Here is a 16,480-nt window from a genome sequence, read left to right on the forward strand (position 1 = left end):
AGATTTAATCTTCGAGGCTTTCTTTATGGAGTGATAAAGTGCCAACAAAACCTAAGAAACCATGTTCACATCCAGGTTGTCCAGAGTTAGTTGATGGACGATTCTGTAAGAAACATGAGAAAGAATATAACAAAAGCTATGAAAAATATAAAAGAGATCCTAAAACTCATAAGCGTTATGGAAAAGCTTGGAGAGTTATAAGGAAAAGATACGTAGCAGAGCATCCACTTTGTGAGATGTGTTTAAAAGAGAATAGAATGACAAAGGTAGAGGAAGTACATCACATACTTCCTCTTTCTCGTGGTGGAACTAATGACGAAGACAATCTTATGAGTCTTTGTAAATCTTGTCACTCAAAGATTCATGCAAAGAGTGGAGATAGGTTTGGAGGATAGTTTTACGTGGGGAGGGGGAGTCGTTATCTTAAAAGCTGATTTCCCTACCAACGGTGCCGCCCTCTCACGCACAAAAAAACAGGTTCAAAGGGCCTATTAAAGAAAATAATAAAATAGGAGGTGATACTATCGCTAAAGACGGAACATACAGAGGTGGAAGAAGAGTAAAAGCAGGAGGGAAACCACAGCCTGCTGCTGAAAAAATAGAAAAAGGTAAAAAAGTAGAAATACTAATGAATGATATTCCAACATTCACTCCAGAAGAAATAGATGCAGTTGACTTACCAGATGGAGCAGTTCTTGATGGAACAGATATGCCAACACCTAGTGATTATCTATCTGCAAAGCAAAAGAATGGTATACCACTTGGTGCTGATGAAATATATAAAGAGACTTGGTCTTGGTTAAAACAGAGAAACTGTGAGAACTTAGTTAATCCAAGATTGCTAGAATCCTATTCCCAGGCTTTTGCAAGATACATCCAATGTGAAGAGGCAATAAGTCAATTTGGACTTTTAGGAAAGCATCCTACTACAGGAGGAGTTATTGCATCTCCATTTGTACAGATGTCTAGTCAGTTTCAAAAGACAGCTAATCTTTTATGGTACGAGATTTATGACATCGTAAAAGAAAACTGCACTGAAGTTTATGAAGACTACGGAGAAGATATGATGGAAAAATTACTAAGACAGAGGAGGTAATTATATTGTTTGAAAAAGTAAATCCAAAGCACCCTGATAAACAGGCAGATTGTATTGCAGGTGCAATTGTAGATTTAGCATATAAGGAAAAAGATAATCCTAAAATAGCAGTTGAAGTTTTGCTGGGGCATGGAAATTGTCATGTAATTATTGAAACGGACTGCAATCTAAATAAGAAAGAAATTGAAACAGCAATTAAGAGGATAGCTGGAGATGTCAAAGTAGATATTAAAATTGTAGAACAGGATATCCACCTATCAAAGAATCAAAAAGAAAAGATAAGATGTGGTGACAATGGAATCTTTAAGGGAGTACCTACATCTGAAGAAGAAAAGAAACTGTCTTTAATTGCTCATGAAATCTATTCTAATTATCCTTACGATGGGAAGTACATTCTTGGTGGAGATAAACTCATCATCTGCCAATCTAATGTATCTACAGAAATCTTAAAATCTATTTATCCAAGAGCAATCGTAAATCCATTAGGGGATTGGACTGGAGGATTTAATGTTGATACTGGAGCGACCAATAGAAAACTCGGCTCTGATATGGGAAGAGCAGTAACTGGTGGAGGACTTCATGGTAAAGACCTATCCAAGGCTGACGTATCAGTTAATATTTATGCCCACCTAAAGGCACAAGAAGAGAAAAGAGAGATTGAATTATCCTGTGCAATCGGAGATGAAACTGTTGATGGTAGACCATATTCTGAAATTGTAGAAATAGCTAGAAACTATATTAATTCTATTGGTGGTTTTGAGGAATTTGCTAAGTGGGGGCTCATCTAATGAAAGAAGGACTATTACAATATGAATTAAAAAATGTAGATGAACTCATCCCATATATTAATAATGCTAGAACGCATACTGACGAACAAATTAATAAGGTAGCTGCATCTATAAAAGAATTTGGATTTTTAAATCCTATCTTAATTTCAGATGAGAATGTTATTACAGCAGGACATTGCAGACTTCTAGCGGCTAAGAAACTAGGACTAAAGAAAGTTCCATGTATTTTAGAAAATCATCTCACAGAGGGACAAAGAAAAGCTTATGTTCTTGCTGATAATAAGTTAAGTTTAGATGCTGGCTGGGATGAAGAACTATTGAGAGTTGAAATTGAATCCCTAGAAGATTATGGATTTAATGTAGAGCTTACAGGATTTTCAACTGAAGAATTATCTTCGCTCTTTGACCTTGGTGTAGAGGCTGAAGAAGATGACTTTGATGTTGAAGAAGAACTTAAAAAGCCTATTTTTTCCAAGGAAGGAGATATTTGGACTCTAGGTCGACATAAAGTTATTTGTGGTGATTCTACTCTATGGGATACTTTTGAAAAGTTACTAGGCGAAACTAAGGTCAATTTAGTATGTACCGATGCACCATATTTTGTTGAATTAAAAAATAAATCGGGAACGATTAAAAATGACAACTTAAATGATAAAGAGGCCTATGAATTTTTAATGAAGGTCTTTACAAACTTTAAAGACGCAATGGCTAAGGATGCATCAATTTATGAATTCTATGCAACTATGAAAGCTAGAGTTTTCTATGATGCTTTTGAAGATGCAGGCTTTAAAGTTGGTGCAGGGCTTATTTGGAAAAAACCAAGAGCTCCTTTCATGAGAACAGATTGGAAATTTAATATGGAGCCTATTATATTTGGTTGGAGAAAAGATGGAAAACATAACTGGTATGGAGATCAAAAACAAACAGCAGTCTTTGAATTTGATGGAATCAAAGATTCAGAAAAAGAAGGATGTGGTCATCCATCATCAAAACCAGTACCTCTCATTGCCTATCTAATTAAACAATCTACACAAACGAATGGATTAGTCCTTGATGGATTTTTAGGAAGTGCATCGACTCTGATTGCTTGTGAAGAACTAAATAGAATTTGTTATGGTATAGAAATAGAGCCTAAATTTGTTGATGTAGCAGTAAAAAGATATTTGAATTTAGTGGGTAGTGACGAAGAAATAAACTTATTAAGGGATGGAAAAAAATATAAGTATGAAGATGTTATTAATCTGACTTGATATAAATCAGTATTTGAGTGATATATGTATGTGAGGTGATTAGATGATTTCAAGGGAAATTATACAAAAATTAAAAGAGACGTATCCAGTAGGTACAAGAGTAAAACTAATCCAAATGGAAGATGACCAAGCACCTCCAGTTGGAACCTTAGGCACAGTTTATGGGGTGGATGCCATTGGATCAATCCTAGTAAAATGGGATAATGGTTCGATGTTAAATGTAATTTTTAGGGAAGATATAATTGAAAAATCTAAATAAATAACCATATATTGCTTGACTATTCCTCTATTGTACGGGAATATGTGTACAACAAAAGAGGAGGAACGAAAAATGAAAAAGATTGAATTGTTAGAAAACATTAAAGAAAAAGAAGAATTTGAAGAAAATAGAATCAGCTACAGGTTTTATTGGGCATATAGAGAATCCCAAAGGATAGGTCGAGACATCATAAACTTTGATGACATTGGATTTGAAAATAATCACGAAGATATGATAGAGAATCTTGAAAGATTTGGGATACAAGAATTTACAATTTCCGACCAGTCAACAGGACTTATGAAAGGGTTAAAAAGCTTTAAAAGAAAAGGGTACTTTCCTATAGACTTAATTGAAATAGATACAGGAAGGACTAATTGGAATTTCAAAGAGAGCAAAGAGGAAAAAGAATATGCACCAGCCCTCCTTTTCAAGAGAAATTAGAATAAAAATAGAGAGTTGAGCAAGATAATTGCTTGACTTATCTCTAGTTGTACGGGAATATGTGTACAACAAAAGAAAAGGAGAGCATTACCATGAAAAAAGACCTTTTAGAAAGATTAGAAACAGAAGTTAAAGCTTGCAAAAGATACGCAGAAAACTCAATAAAAAAATCAAAAGAAGGCAAGATTGGAGCAGCCATTAACCTTTTAGACATAGCAGGAACAGCAAAGAAATGTGCAGATCAACTTCATGAAGAACTTTGGAAAGAGTCACAAGGAAACCTAAATGAAGAAGAATTTCAACTTTTTGCAGAATCAGAAACACTAGAAAGAGAACTTAAAAAAGCTTACAAAGAATTAAACACAGCAAGACAAAGATAAAAATAAAATTCCAAATAGAGTTTAGGCTCTATTTGTCGTAGTAGAAGTCACAATCAGGTGGCTATTTTTTATGCCTATTTTTCAAGGAAGGAGGTCAAATGAAATATAAACCAACTAGATTTATGCTTGAAAGCTCACGTTATGATAAAAACAAAGCAGACTATGCCGTCACCTTTATAGAATGTCTGAAGCATACAAAGGGTAGATGGGCAGGTAAAGATTTCAAGCTTATTGACTGGCAAGAAGAAATCATAAGAGACTTATTTGGAATTGTAAAAGATACGGGATATAGACAATTCAATACTGCATATATTGAAATACCAAAGAAGATGGGAAAGTCTGAACTTGCAGCTGCTGTAGCACTCCTCCTTACTTGTGGCGATGGAGAAGAAAGAGCAGAAGTTTATGGATGTGCTGCCGATAGACAACAAGCAACCATTGTCTTTGATGTTGCAGCTGATATGGTAAGAATGTCTCCAGCACTTTCTAAGAGAGTAAAAATTCTAGCGTCTCAAAAGAGGATGATGTATAAGCCGACCAATTCTTTCTATCAAGTTCTATCTGCAGAGGCTTATTCCAAACACGGATTTAATATTCATGGTGTGGTCTTTGACGAACTTCATACTCAACCTAACAGAAAGTTATTTGATGTCATGACAAAAGGTTCTGGAGATGCAAGAACCCAGCCCTTATATTTTCTTATAACAACAGCTGGAACAGATACCAAATCAATCTGCTACGAAACGCACCAAAAGGCAGTCGATATTTTGGAAGGTAGAAAAACTGATCCAACTTTTTATCCTGTGATTTATGGAGCAGATAGAGAAGATGATTGGACAGATGAAAAAGTATGGCATAAGGCAAATCCCTCTCTAGGAATTACAGTTCCAATAGAAAAAGTAAGACAAGCTTGTGAATCAGCTAAGCAAAATCCAACTGAAGAAAATGCCTTCAGACAGTTAAGATTAAATCAGTGGGTCAAGCAAGCGATTAGGTGGATGCCTATGGAAAAATGGGACTTATGTAATTTTACTGTTAATGAAGAAGAACTAAAAGGTAGAGTTTGCTATGGTGGTCTTGACCTATCAAGCACAACGGATATTACAGCTTTTGTTTTAGTCTTTCCTCCAATTGATGAAGATGATAAATATCAAATATTACCCTACTTTTGGTTGCCAGAGGATAACCTCGACCTAAGAGTAAAAAGAGACCATGTGAACTATGACCTATGGAAAAAACAAGGCTATATTCAAACTACAGAAGGAAATGTAGTCCACTATGGTTTTATAGAAAAATTTATCGAAGACTTAGGTGAGATTTATAACATTAGAGAAATTGCCTTTGATAGATGGGGAGCTGTTCAGATGGTTCAAAACTTAGAAGGTATGGGATTTACTGTCGTTCCGTTCGGTCAAGGATTTAAAGATATGTCTCCACCAACTAAAGAACTCATGAAACTAACCCTTGAAAGGAAAATAGCCCATGGAGGTCATCCAGTTCTAAGGTGGATGATGGATAATATTTTTATACGAACAGATCCTGCTGGAAACATTAAGGCAGACAAAGAAAAATCTACAGAAAAGATAGATGGAGTTATTGCCACAATCATGGCTCTTGATAGGGCAATAAGATGTGGGAATGATACAAGTGAATCGGTTTATGATGATAGGGGATTGATTGTTTTTTAATATCTCTTAGCATTATTCCTAAAACTGGCATATTCCATTCCGATACTCTTGACATTATTCCGATGAAATAATAACATAAATTATGAATAGGAGGAGAGTTATGTTTACAGGAGTAAGCGAAATTGCAAAAAAATGGGGCATATCAGAAAGAAGAGTTAGAATTTTATGCAGTGAAGGAAGAATTCCCAATGCATATAAAGAAGGTAAAATATGGAAAATTCCATCAAATGCAATAAAGCCGACAGATGAAAGATTTACAAAGCCTAAAACTCTTCTTCCAATAATTGATGAAAAATTAGCAAAATTAAATACTCTAAGACCTCTTACAGAGGGAGAGGTTGCAAGGCTTTTAGAAGATTTCATGATTGAATACACATATAATACGAATGCGATTGAAGGAAACACTCTTACTTTAAGAGAAACAGATATGGTTCTTAGAGGGCTTACTATTGATAAAAAACCATTGAAAGATCATATAGAAGCGGTTTCTCATAAAGAAGCTTTTTACTTTGTTGTAGATTTAGTTAAAGAAAATAGAGAATTGACAGAGAGTCTAATAAAGCAAATTCATTATCTTGTATTAGGAGATAAAAAAGAAGATAGGGGAGTTTACAGAAAAGTTCCTGTTCGTATAATGGGTGCAAGTCATGAACCTGTGCAACCATATTTAATTGAGCCCAAAATGGAGGAACTTTTAATAAATTATAAAGCATCAAGTGAGCATATTATAACTAAACTTGCAAAATTTCATATAGAGTTCGAGGGGATTCATCCTTTTATTGATGGAAATGGAAGGACTGGCAGACTTTTAGTTAATCTCGAACTTATGAAAGAGGGTATTCCACCGATAGATATTAAATTTACCGACAGAATAAAATATTATGAGGCATTTGATGAATATCACGTAAAAAATAACTTGAGCGAAATGGAAAGCTTATTTGCGTCTTATGTTAATGAAAGGTTAGATGAGTATCTAGGAATACTTGAAATAAAATAAATTATATTTAGCACTCTTTTAGATGAGTGCTATTTTTATACCTACTTTTAGGAGGTGGCAATATAAACATTTTAAACTTAATATTCAAGTCAAGAGACAAACCTAAAGACGGGGAGAGGATATCTTCATCGTCTTTTTTATTTGGGAGAACAACAGCAGGAAGGAATGTCAACGAATTTACTGCTATGCAAATGACAGCAGTTTATTCGTGCGTGAGAGTTCTTGCTGAAACCTTAGCAGGACTTCCTCTCCATTTATATAAAAGAGGAGACCAAAATTCAAAGGAAAAAGCAAAAGACCATGCCATATATTTTCTTTTGCACGATGAGCCAAATACTGAGATGACTTCATTTGTATTTAGAGAAACACTAATGACCCATTTATTACTTTGGGGTAATGCCTATGCTCAGATAATTCGTAATGGAAGAAATGAGGTTATTGGCCTCTATCCACTAATGCCAAACAAAATGACTGTTATAAGAAGTGAAGATGGAGAAATCTTCTATAAATACAATCACAAATCTGAAGAAGTTTATCTTTTAAAAGAAGATGTCCTTCATATACCAGGACTTGGTTTTGATGGACTCATAGGATACTCGCCAATTACAATGGCTAAAAATGCCATTGGTATGGCTATGGCTTGTGAAGATTATGGAGCGTCATTCTTCCAAAATGGAGCACAACCAGGTGGAGTTTTAGAGCATCCAGGAATTATTAAAGACCCAGAAAGAGTTAGAGAGTCATGGAATGCTGCCTTTCAGGGGCCTAAGAACGCCAACAAAGTGGCTGTACTTGAAGAAGGGATGAAATACCAACCTATAGCCATAGCACCAAGTGAGGCCCAGTTTTTGGAAACAAGAAAGTTTCAGTTAAATGAGATAGCAAGGATATTCAGAATACCACCTCATATGATTGGAGACTTGGAGAAGTCGTCATTTTCAAATATAGAACAGCAGTCACTTGAATTTGTTAAATACACTCTCGATCCTTGGATTGTTCGTTGGGAGCAATCCCTAGAAAGAGCACTACTAACAAAGAAAGAAAAAGAATCCTACTTTATTAAATTTAATCTTGATGGACTTCTAAGAGGGGATTATGAATCAAGAATGAATGGATATGCTGTAGGAAGACAGAATGGTTGGATGAGCGCAAATGACATAAGAGAATTAGAAAATCTTGATAGGATATCGGCTGAAGAAGGTGGAGATTTATACCTTGTAAATGGAAATATGCTACCACTTGATAAGGCAGGTAGTTTTTATCAGCAGAAAGGAGAAGTGATAAGTCCTAATGAAGAACAATAAAATATTTTGGAATTGGAATAAAGATTCAAATGAAATTTATATAGACGGAGTAATTGCAGAAGAGTCTTGGTTTGATGATGAAATCACGCCAAGGCTCTTTTTTGAGGAATTAAAAAATAAAAGTGGAGACATAACTGTGTGGATCAACTCACCTGGTGGAGATTGTATAGCTGCATCGAGAATTTACACCATGCTGTTAGAACACAAAGGCAATGTAACCATTAAGATTGATGGGCTTGCAGCTTCAGCAGCATCAGTAATTGCCATGGCAGGAACTGAGGTGTTGATGAGTCCAACCTCACTAATGATGATTCATAACCCCTTAACTGTGGCAATTGGCGACTCAAAAGAAATGCAAAAAGCCATAGATATGTTAAAGGAAGTTAAGGAATCAATCATTAATGCCTATGAGATTAAGACAGGTTTATCCAGAGAAGAGATTTCTAATCTAATGGATGTAGAGACTTGGTTTGATAAGAATAAGGCCATCGAGATGGGTTTTTGTGATGGAACTCTCACTGACAAAAGAAAAGATGAAAAAGCTACAAACATGGTCTTTTCAAGGCGAGCAGTTACAAACTCGCTCTTAACAAAGATAAATAAAGAAGTAAAGACTCACTCAATTAGTGAGGTAGAAGAAAGATTAAACAAAATTAAAAATACTTGGAGGTAATTATGGATTTAAAAGAATTAATGGAGAAAAGAACTAAGGCTTGGGATGAGGCAAAGGCATTTGCTGAATCTAAGAAAGATGAAAATGGACTAATGTCTGATGAAGACTTTAAGACATATGAAGAGATGGAAAGAACTATCGAGAATTATACTCGTGAAATTGAAAGAAAGAAGAGGGAAGAAGAAATGGATAAATCCTTGGAAAAACCTACTACTCAAGCACTAACAAGTGAACCTGCTACTTTTAATGAAGAAGAAAAACCTATGAGAGCAAGAAATATCTATAAGAAATCTATGATGAAAGCACTAAGAACTAACTTTAGAGATATTTCAAATGAATTAAAAGTAGGAACAGATGAAAGTGGTGGATACTTAGTTCCTGAAGAGATGGAAACAGATATTGTAAATGGTCTTGAAGAAGAAAATATTGTAAGAAAACTAGCTACAAAAGTTCAAACCTCTGGACTTCATAAAATCAATATTGCAGCTACTAAACCAGCAGCCCTATGGGTTGAAGAAGGTGGTCAACTTACCTTTGGAGATGGTACTTTTGATCAAGTATCACTTGATGCACATAAACTCCATGTTGGTATTAAAGTAACTGAAGAACTTTTATATGATGCCGCCTTTAATCTAGAAAAATACATCACTGAAGAATTTACTAGAGCGCTAGCAAATGCTGAAGAGGATGCTTTCTTAAATGGTGACGGAGTAAATAAGCCTACAGGAATTTTTGACTCTAAAAAGGGTGGAGAACTTGGAGGAACAACAAAGACTCAAACAATTACTGCAGATGAACTCATTGATTTAGTTTACTCTTTAGACAGACCTTATAGAAAGAGAGCAGATTTCATTTTAAATGATGCAACAGTTGCTCAGATTAGAAAGCTTAAAGATGTTAATGGTGCATATATTTGGCAACCATCACTTAAAGATGGAGAACCAGATAGACTTTTAGGTTATCCTGCTTATACATCAGCCTTTGCTCCAAAAGCTGAAAAAGGAAAATTGGCAGTAGCATTTGGCGATTTTTCTTACTACAAGATTGGAGATAGAGGAAATAGGTCTTTCCAAGACTTAAAGGAACTATTTGCTGGTAATGGCATGGTTGGTTTCTTAGGTAAAGAAAGAGTAGATGGAATTTTAGTTTTAAGAGAAGCAGTTAAACTTTTAAAAATCGGTGCTACTGCATAAGGAGTAAATTATGATTACTCTTGAGGAGGCAAAGTCCTATTTAAGGGTGGATTTTGATGATGAGGATGAGATGATTAATTCTCTCATCCAATCATCAATAAAGCACTCCATGGATGTAGCAAGGGTTGATAGTGAAGAAGATCTTTCTAAAAATCCAAATGGAAAGATAGCCGTCTTATATATGACCGCTTATCTTTATGAACACCGAGAAGAGGCAGACTATTCTGAACTAAACTTAACTCTAAGGGCTTTATTGTTTGGAATGAGAAAGGCTGAGTTTTAGTGAAGATATCGGATTTAAATAGAAAAATAACCTTTCAAAAGAAAAATGTTGAGGTAGATGGAATTGGTAACCATAAATCAGTATGGATAGATTATCTGAAAACTTCAGCCTATATATCTTTTCAAGGTAAGGGAGAAGAAGTTTTTCTTGGGATGGAAGTAGACAGGTCAGATATTTCTTTTACTGTAAGATTTCAAAATAGTCTAAAGAACATTAATACTTCAGAATACAGAATTCTATTTGATGATGAAAAGTACAACATCATCTCAAATGACTTTATGAACTATAAAAATAGATTTATAAAGTTTAGGTGTAGGAAGGTGAGTAGATGAATGTAAAAATTGAAAACCTCGCCAGTGAAATAATGAAAGGCTTAGAAGAATATTCTGATATGGCAACAGATGAAGTCAAAAAGGAAGTCAAAAAAGCTGGTAGCAATATTAGAAAAGATATACAAGAAAATGCACCTGTAGGAGAAACAAAGAAATATTCTAAGTCTTGGTCTGTCAAAACTATGAAAGAAACTTCAAACTCAATAGAACTCGTAGTTCACTCAAGGAATAGATATCAACTGGCTCATTTACTTGAGAAAGGCCATGTTCTTAGGCAGGGAGGAAGAGTATCTGCTAAGCCACACATTGGACCAGCTGAAGAGAAAGGAGTAAGAGAATTGGAAGAAAATATAATGAGGAAATTACAAGATGGATAGGCTATTAAAAATAATTGAAAAGATAGGACTTCCATTTGCATACTCGCACTTTGCTGAGGGAGAAAGTCCAGACCCACCATTTATGGTCTATCTATTCCCAAAGAATAAACACTTTGGTGCAGATGGAGTAGTTTTCTATAAGAACACCCAGATAGACTTAGAACTTTACACTGATAAGAAAGATTTAAAATTAGAAGAAAAAATAGAAGAGATACTTGATAGAGAAAAAATCTATTATGAAAAATCTGAAGTTTGGATTGAATCAGAAAGACTCTATGAAGTTCTCTATGAATTTACTATGGAGGTAAAAAATGGCTAATAAAGTTAAATTTAATATTTGTAATGTTAATGACCTAACCCCACGAGCCTTGGGAGTGGAAGGTAGGTCAGATGTCACGCAATCCAATTCTCTGCGACTGATAAGGAGCGAAGAGAATTGTGATGGAGCTGACTCACTAAAATTTATGGGAGGTAATAATTATGGCAAATAAGGTAAAATTTAATATTTGTAACGTACATTACGCTCTCTTTGATAAAGTCGAAGAGAGCGTTATTAAATATAAGACACCAGTGCCAATGCCTGGTGCTGTTTCAATTTCATTGGATCCTAATGGAGAGCCTGAAAGCTTTTATGCAGATGGAATTGAATACTACACTATTTCAAACAATATGGGATATGACGGAGATTTGGAAATCGCTCTTATTCCAGAATCCTTTAGGACTGATGTTTTGATGGAAAAATCAGACTCCAATAAAGTTCTAATTGAGTCTTCAAATTCTGAAACTGCAAACTTTGCACTTCTATTTGAGTTTGATGGTGACCAAAAGAAAATCCGTCATGTTATGTATAACTGCTCAGCAGCAAGACCTACACTTGAAGGAGAAACTAATGAAGAATCAAGAGAAGTTCAACCAGAAACCTTGTCTATTCAAGCAAGACCACTTCCAAATGGAAATGTAAAGGCTAGAACAGGTGAAGAGACTACGAAGGAAACTTATGATGGTTGGTACAAGTCAGTCTATATGCCAACAGAAACCACAGTAACACCTTCAAGAGCAAGTGTTGGAGGTAAATAAATATGGCACTAACCAAGAAAATTCAAATCGATGGGAAAGAAGTTGTTTTCCGTGCATCAGCAGCTATCCCAAGAATCTATAGACTTAAATTTGGTAGGGATATCTTCAAAGACTTAATGGAACTTGAAAAATCCATGAAGAAAAATGATGAAGATAAATCCAATCTAGATATAGGCTCATTAGAACTATTTGAAAATATAGCCTATGTAATGGCAAAGCATGGAGATAAATCTGTACCAGATAGTCCAGAAGAATGGTTGGATAATTTCTCAACCTTTTCAATTTATCAAATTCTACCTCAGCTAATTGAATTATGGGGACTTAATATAAAATCGGAAGAAGTTCCTAAAAAAAAGTAAGGCCAACAGAAAGACCAATGACTACACCCTTGTTTCTATTAAGGGCAGTGGAACTTGGTCTTTCTGTTTCTGATTTATCCCTATTAACAATTGGACTTGTAAATGATATGTTTACAGAAAAGAATAATGACGACTATAAATATAAAGAAGTAGCTACGCAAGAAGACTTTGATAAATTTTAATCTTCAAGCTTAGCTACTCTTTTTTCAGCATCTTTATAGACTTTGGATTCGGCTCTTGCACCGATAATAATGACAAGAACTTCATCATCTGATTTTTCCAATTTATAAACGATCCTAAGACCTGAACTCTTAAGTTTTATCTTCATAAGACCAGCAAGCTTAGAATCAGAAAGGTTAGAAAGAGGCTTACCATAGCCACCTTCAGTATTAGGAAGAGGATTTATCAAGATCCTCTTAAGTGCTTTATCGACAATTTTTCTTTGAGATCCATCTAAGGACTTATAGTCTTGGATGGCTTCTTTTATAAAGGATAGTTTATAGTTCATTCGATTTCGTCCTCATCAAGAGGAGAGACTTCATTTAAATTGATATGAAAGGCTTCTTCAAATTCATCTTGAGAAATTAAATCGGATTTATCCATTGATGACATCCTTGTATTGGCAAGCATAAGATCTCTTGCATCTTCGAGCTCATCAATGAGTTTCGTATATTCATCAGGGGAAACAAGAATGCACTCAGGAGTGTTGTTCTTTAATACGACCTTAGAACCGTTCACTTTGACATCACCGAAAATACGTCCAGCTAGGCCTCGATTAAATTCAGAAATGGATACAGTCTTATTGGATAATTCTTTTACAAAATTCATACTTATCACCTCAAGATAAGTATAGCAAAAATTGATAAAAATATCAATAAAAATACTGATAAATATATCTCTAAAGAGGAGGTGAGATATTGGCAAATAGAATAAAAGGGATAACTGTTGAGATTGGTGGAGATACTACCAAATTACAGACTGCACTAAAACAAGTAAATACAGAGATTAAGCATACTCAATCAGAACTTCGTGATGTTAACAAACTTCTTAAACTTGATCCTGGCAACACTGAACTCATCTCACAAAAGCATAAGCTATTAGGACAGACATTAGAAGAGACAAAGAATAAATTAACATCTTTAAAAGAGGCACAAAAACAAGCTGAACAGGCTCTTGCAGAGGGTAAATTTCCCAAGAGCAATATGATGCTCTTAAACGTGAAATTATTGAAACAGAACAAGCCCTTAAATCTCTAGAAAGGCAAGGGGCAACCACCAATCAAACTCTTCAAAACATAGCTATTACTGGGGAAAAATGGCAAAACACAGGGCAAAATATAGAAAATGTTGGAAGAAAAATGATGCCAGTATCTCTTGCAGTAGCAGGTCTTGGAGTAGCAGCTGTAAAGACTGCGTCAGATTTTGACTCTGGTATGTCAAAGGTAAAAGCAGTATCTGGTGCAACAGGGTCCGACTTTGATGCCCTAAGAGAAAAGGCTCGTGAAATGGGAGCCAAGACAAAGTTCTCAGCATCTGAAGCGGCAGAGGCTATGAACTACATGGCTATGGCTGGTTGGAAAAGTAAAGATATGATTAGTGGTATTGAAGGAGTCATGAACCTTGCTGCAGCTAGTGGTGAGGACTTAGCTACTACTTCAGATATCGTAACAGATGCCCTTACAGCATTTGGTTTAAAAGCTGAAGACTCTTCTCACTTTGCTGATGTTCTTGCTGCTGCATCATCTAATGCCAATACCAATGTTTCATTAATGGGTGAAACCTTTAAATATGCTGCACCTATTGCTGGAACCCTTGGCTATTCAGTTGAAGATACAGCAGTAGCTATAGGTTTAATGGCTAACGCAGGAATAAAGGGTTCACAAGCAGGTACAGCTTTAAGGTCTGGACTAACAAGACTCGCATCACCAACTAAAGAAGTTATTAACGGAATGTCTATGTTAGGCTTATCTATTGAAGATGTACAGGGCCTTTCACTTGATGAGACTTTAAGTACCTTTAGAGTAGCCTTTGCTAATTTAGACGGAACCCAAAAAGCACAAGCAGCATCCATGATATTTGGTAAAAATGCCATGTCTGGAATGTTGGCAATTATAAATGCCAGTGAAAAAGACTACAACAGCTTAAGTGATGCCATATATAACGCAGATGGAACAGCTGAAAAGATGGCTGCTACTATGCAGGATAACCTAGCTGGCCAATTAAAGATTTTACAATCTGCCTTAGAAGAATTAGCTATATCCTTTGGAGAACTCTTAATGCCTGCTGTTAGAAAAGCAGTAGACATATTAACAAAACTGGTAAATGGACTTAATGCCCTTCCAGGACCAGTAAAAGGTATTATTGCAGGTATCGGTCTTTTTATAGCTGCTCTTGGACCTGTACTTATGATTGTAGGAAAACTTATCTGGTCAATTGGAACTATCATGACTAAAGGACCTTTAATAGTAGGAGGAATAACTAAGATAGTAGGAATATTTACAGGAACACTTATACCAGCAATCACTGCAGTAGTATCAGCCATTGGTATAGTTCCTATTGCTATTGGTGCAGTAATAGCTGGTCTTGTTCTTTTATGGAAGAAGTGCGACTGGTTTAGAGAAGGGGTCATCTCCATATGGGAAACTATTAAGGAATCAACTGTTGCTATTTGGAATGGAATAAAAGAATTCTTCGTAAACCTATGGCAAGGGATATCTGATTCATGGACAAATACCTGGACTGAAATCACAAGTTTTCTATCAGACTTCTGGTCTGGATTTATTGAAGGTGTTAAGACTACTTGGAAAGGCATCAAGGACTTCTTTGCCAACCTATGGAATGGACTTTCTGAAGGATGGAATACTACCTGGACATCTATAACAACTTTTCTAACTGAATCTTGGAATACCTTTATTGAGGGAGCAAAGAGTCTATGGCAAAGTTTAGGAGAGTTCTTTACGAGCCTCTGGACGGGAATTCAAACAACTTTTACCAATATATGGACAGCTATTTCAACTACAACTACAGAAGTATTTACTGCAGTTGGAGAGTTTATCAGAACTACTTGGGAAGGTATTAAGACTTTAATTTCAACCGTTCTTGATGCAATCAAAGTAAAAGTAGAGACTATTTGGAATGGACTAAAAGAGTTTTTAACAACAGTCATTACTGCTATTGGAGAATTTATTTCTACATCCTGGACAAACATAAAAACTACAATTGAGACTATCTTGACTTCTATTAAGACAGTCCTTGAATCAATCTGGAATGGGATAAAGACCTTTATCTCATCAACAATGAATAATATTAAATCCTTTGTTTCATCTGGTTGGAATTCCATAAAGTCGACTATTTCATCTGCAGTAAATACCGCGAAGTCAGCAGTATCGTCTGCCTTTAATTCTATGAGATCAAGCATTTCATCGACCATGTCAAATATTCAGTCCACTATTAGAAATGGATTTAATAATGCAGTTAATCACATTAAGAATTTAGCATTTCAAGCTTATACATGGGGAGCCGATATGATTAACGGAATTGCTAGAGGGATTAGAAGTGCAATTAGCAATGTTACATCGGCTGTATCGAATGTAGCATCAACTATTAGGTCTTACCTGCACTTCTCTGTTCCAGATGTTGGTCCGCTTACCGACTATGAATCATGGATGCCTGATTTTATGGAAGGTTTATCTAAAGGAATTGAAAAGAGCAGGAGATTAGTACAATCTTCAATGAAAAATGTGGCAAGCGATATGGTTTTAAGCCCCAATATATCATCTCTAGGTATTGGAGGACATGATAAAGAATCCAATATAAATGGGATTGATATAGGAAGACAAATATCTGATGCACTTGCAAACATAAATTTAAAATCTGAAAATTCTGGAGATATAGTCATACCAGTTTATCTTGGTGGAACTCTCCTTGATGAAGTTATTGTCAACGCATCTATGCGTAAGAATTTAAGGAGTGGAGGTAGATAGA

General features: G+C 35.4%; 24 protein-coding genes. 22 read left to right on the forward strand and 2 right to left on the reverse strand.

The features are described from left to right. The first annotated feature begins 38 nt into the window (after positions 1-38). The 20 genes from HMPREF2801_RS07290 (at position 39) to HMPREF2801_RS09365 (ending at position 12,679) form a co-directional block, all read left to right on the forward strand. Complete coding sequence (locus tag HMPREF2801_RS07290) at positions 39-395, forward strand: HNH endonuclease (RefSeq protein WP_070611467.1); 357 nt, start codon at positions 39-41, stop codon at positions 393-395. A gap of 128 nt (positions 396-523) precedes the next feature. Further along, a complete protein-coding gene (locus HMPREF2801_RS07295; protein WP_151409016.1) occupies positions 524-1,096 on the forward strand; it encodes a P27 family phage terminase small subunit in 573 nt (190 codons plus the stop codon). Between the two features lie 5 nt (positions 1,097-1,101). Beyond that, a complete protein-coding gene (locus HMPREF2801_RS07300) occupies positions 1,102-1,884 on the forward strand; it encodes an S-adenosylmethionine synthetase N-terminal domain-containing protein (RefSeq protein WP_070611471.1) in 783 nt (260 codons plus the stop codon). Further along, entirely contained in the window at positions 1,884-3,134 is a 1,251-nt protein-coding gene (locus tag HMPREF2801_RS07305) for a site-specific DNA-methyltransferase (protein ID WP_070611473.1), read from the forward strand. The genes HMPREF2801_RS07300 and HMPREF2801_RS07305 overlap by 1 nt, the downstream gene beginning before the upstream one ends. 43 nt (positions 3,135-3,177) lie before the next feature. Continuing rightward, positions 3,178-3,393, forward strand: coding sequence for a DUF4314 domain-containing protein (locus tag HMPREF2801_RS07310; RefSeq protein WP_070611475.1), 216 nt, complete (start codon positions 3,178-3,180; stop codon positions 3,391-3,393). 72 nt (positions 3,394-3,465) lie between these two features. Beyond that, on the forward strand, positions 3,466-3,834 hold the full coding sequence (locus HMPREF2801_RS07315; RefSeq protein WP_060802111.1) for a DUF7698 family protein: 369 nt from the start codon (positions 3,466-3,468) through the stop codon (positions 3,832-3,834). 92 nt (positions 3,835-3,926) lie between these two features. Continuing rightward, entirely contained in the window at positions 3,927-4,214 is a 288-nt protein-coding gene (locus tag HMPREF2801_RS07320; RefSeq protein WP_070611477.1) for a transcriptional regulator, read from the forward strand. A 98-nt stretch (positions 4,215-4,312) separates the two neighbouring features. Next, complete coding sequence (locus HMPREF2801_RS07325; protein WP_070611478.1) at positions 4,313-5,902, forward strand: terminase large subunit; 1,590 nt, start codon at positions 4,313-4,315, stop codon at positions 5,900-5,902. 100 nt (positions 5,903-6,002) lie between these two features. After that, positions 6,003-6,899, forward strand: a complete 897-nt coding sequence (locus tag HMPREF2801_RS07330; RefSeq protein ID WP_009431964.1) for a Fic family protein — start codon at positions 6,003-6,005, stop codon at positions 6,897-6,899. A 62-nt stretch (positions 6,900-6,961) separates the two neighbouring features. Beyond that, the gene (locus tag HMPREF2801_RS07335) at positions 6,962-8,203 is read left to right on the forward strand and encodes a phage portal protein (RefSeq protein WP_371327452.1); all 1,242 of its coding nucleotides are present in this window, start codon (positions 6,962-6,964) and stop codon (positions 8,201-8,203) included. After that, positions 8,190-8,876: a head maturation protease, ClpP-related gene (locus HMPREF2801_RS07340; protein WP_070611482.1), complete on the forward strand. Its 687-nt coding sequence runs from the start codon at positions 8,190-8,192 to the stop codon at positions 8,874-8,876. The genes HMPREF2801_RS07335 and HMPREF2801_RS07340 overlap by 14 nt, the downstream gene beginning before the upstream one ends. A 2-nt stretch (positions 8,877-8,878) precedes the next feature. Then, on the forward strand, positions 8,879-10,069 hold the full coding sequence (locus tag HMPREF2801_RS07345) for a phage major capsid protein (RefSeq protein ID WP_070611484.1): 1,191 nt from the start codon (positions 8,879-8,881) through the stop codon (positions 10,067-10,069). Between the two features lie 10 nt (positions 10,070-10,079). Then, positions 10,080-10,352, forward strand: coding sequence for a head-tail connector protein (locus HMPREF2801_RS07350; protein ID WP_068370105.1), 273 nt, complete (start codon positions 10,080-10,082; stop codon positions 10,350-10,352). Further along, on the forward strand, positions 10,352-10,684 hold the full coding sequence (locus HMPREF2801_RS07355; protein WP_070611487.1) for a phage head closure protein: 333 nt from the start codon (positions 10,352-10,354) through the stop codon (positions 10,682-10,684). Before HMPREF2801_RS07350 ends, HMPREF2801_RS07355 begins: the two co-directional genes overlap by 1 nt. After that, positions 10,681-11,061, forward strand: coding sequence for an HK97 gp10 family phage protein (locus HMPREF2801_RS07360; RefSeq protein WP_070611488.1), 381 nt, complete (start codon positions 10,681-10,683; stop codon positions 11,059-11,061). The genes HMPREF2801_RS07355 and HMPREF2801_RS07360 overlap by 4 nt, the downstream gene beginning before the upstream one ends. Next, positions 11,054-11,380, forward strand: coding sequence for a hypothetical protein (locus tag HMPREF2801_RS07365; RefSeq protein ID WP_070611490.1), 327 nt, complete (start codon positions 11,054-11,056; stop codon positions 11,378-11,380). The genes HMPREF2801_RS07360 and HMPREF2801_RS07365 overlap by 8 nt, the downstream gene beginning before the upstream one ends. Next, on the forward strand, positions 11,373-11,552 hold the full coding sequence (locus HMPREF2801_RS07370; protein ID WP_070611492.1) for a hypothetical protein: 180 nt from the start codon (positions 11,373-11,375) through the stop codon (positions 11,550-11,552). Before HMPREF2801_RS07365 ends, HMPREF2801_RS07370 begins: the two co-directional genes overlap by 8 nt. After that, positions 11,542-12,138: a major tail protein gene (locus HMPREF2801_RS07375; RefSeq protein WP_070611494.1), complete on the forward strand. Its 597-nt coding sequence runs from the start codon at positions 11,542-11,544 to the stop codon at positions 12,136-12,138. Before HMPREF2801_RS07370 ends, HMPREF2801_RS07375 begins: the two co-directional genes overlap by 11 nt. Before the next feature lie 2 nt (positions 12,139-12,140). Next, positions 12,141-12,497 carry a hypothetical protein gene (locus HMPREF2801_RS07380; protein WP_019117844.1) on the forward strand — a complete coding sequence of 119 codons (357 nt, stop codon included), beginning with the start codon at positions 12,141-12,143 and terminating at the stop codon, positions 12,495-12,497. A 17-nt stretch (positions 12,498-12,514) separates the two neighbouring features. Next, positions 12,515-12,679 (forward strand): hypothetical protein, encoded by a 165-nt coding sequence (locus HMPREF2801_RS09365; protein ID WP_004816339.1) that lies wholly within the window; start codon positions 12,515-12,517, stop codon positions 12,677-12,679. Here HMPREF2801_RS09365 and HMPREF2801_RS07385 read toward each other — a convergent pair. Both HMPREF2801_RS07385 and HMPREF2801_RS07390 read right to left on the reverse strand, forming a co-directional pair. Continuing rightward, positions 12,676-13,005 carry a type II toxin-antitoxin system RelE family toxin gene (locus HMPREF2801_RS07385; protein WP_019117842.1) on the reverse strand — a complete coding sequence of 110 codons (330 nt, stop codon included), beginning with the start codon at positions 13,003-13,005 and terminating at the stop codon, positions 12,676-12,678. The two genes, HMPREF2801_RS09365 and HMPREF2801_RS07385, sit on opposite strands and share 4 nt — an antisense overlap. Continuing rightward, on the reverse strand, positions 13,002-13,235 hold the full coding sequence (locus HMPREF2801_RS07390) for a type II toxin-antitoxin system Phd/YefM family antitoxin (protein WP_246829998.1): 234 nt from the start codon (positions 13,233-13,235) through the stop codon (positions 13,002-13,004). The genes HMPREF2801_RS07385 and HMPREF2801_RS07390 overlap by 4 nt, the downstream gene beginning before the upstream one ends. Before the next feature lie 179 nt (positions 13,236-13,414). Here HMPREF2801_RS07390 and HMPREF2801_RS09495 point away from each other — a divergent pair, with 179 nt between their 5' ends. Together HMPREF2801_RS09495 and HMPREF2801_RS07395 are read left to right on the forward strand one after the other, a co-directional pair. Next, positions 13,415-13,753 carry a hypothetical protein gene (locus HMPREF2801_RS09495; protein ID WP_246829999.1) on the forward strand — a complete coding sequence of 113 codons (339 nt, stop codon included), beginning with the start codon at positions 13,415-13,417 and terminating at the stop codon, positions 13,751-13,753. A gap of 101 nt (positions 13,754-13,854) precedes the next feature. Beyond that, positions 13,855-16,479, forward strand: coding sequence for a phage tail tape measure protein (locus HMPREF2801_RS07395; protein ID WP_246830000.1), 2,625 nt, complete (start codon positions 13,855-13,857; stop codon positions 16,477-16,479). Position 16,480 lies beyond the last annotated feature (1 nt).

The sequence above is a fragment of the Peptoniphilus sp. HMSC062D09 genome, from assembly GCF_001811425.1.
GTDB lineage: Bacteria > Bacillota > Clostridia > Tissierellales > Peptoniphilaceae > Peptoniphilus_A.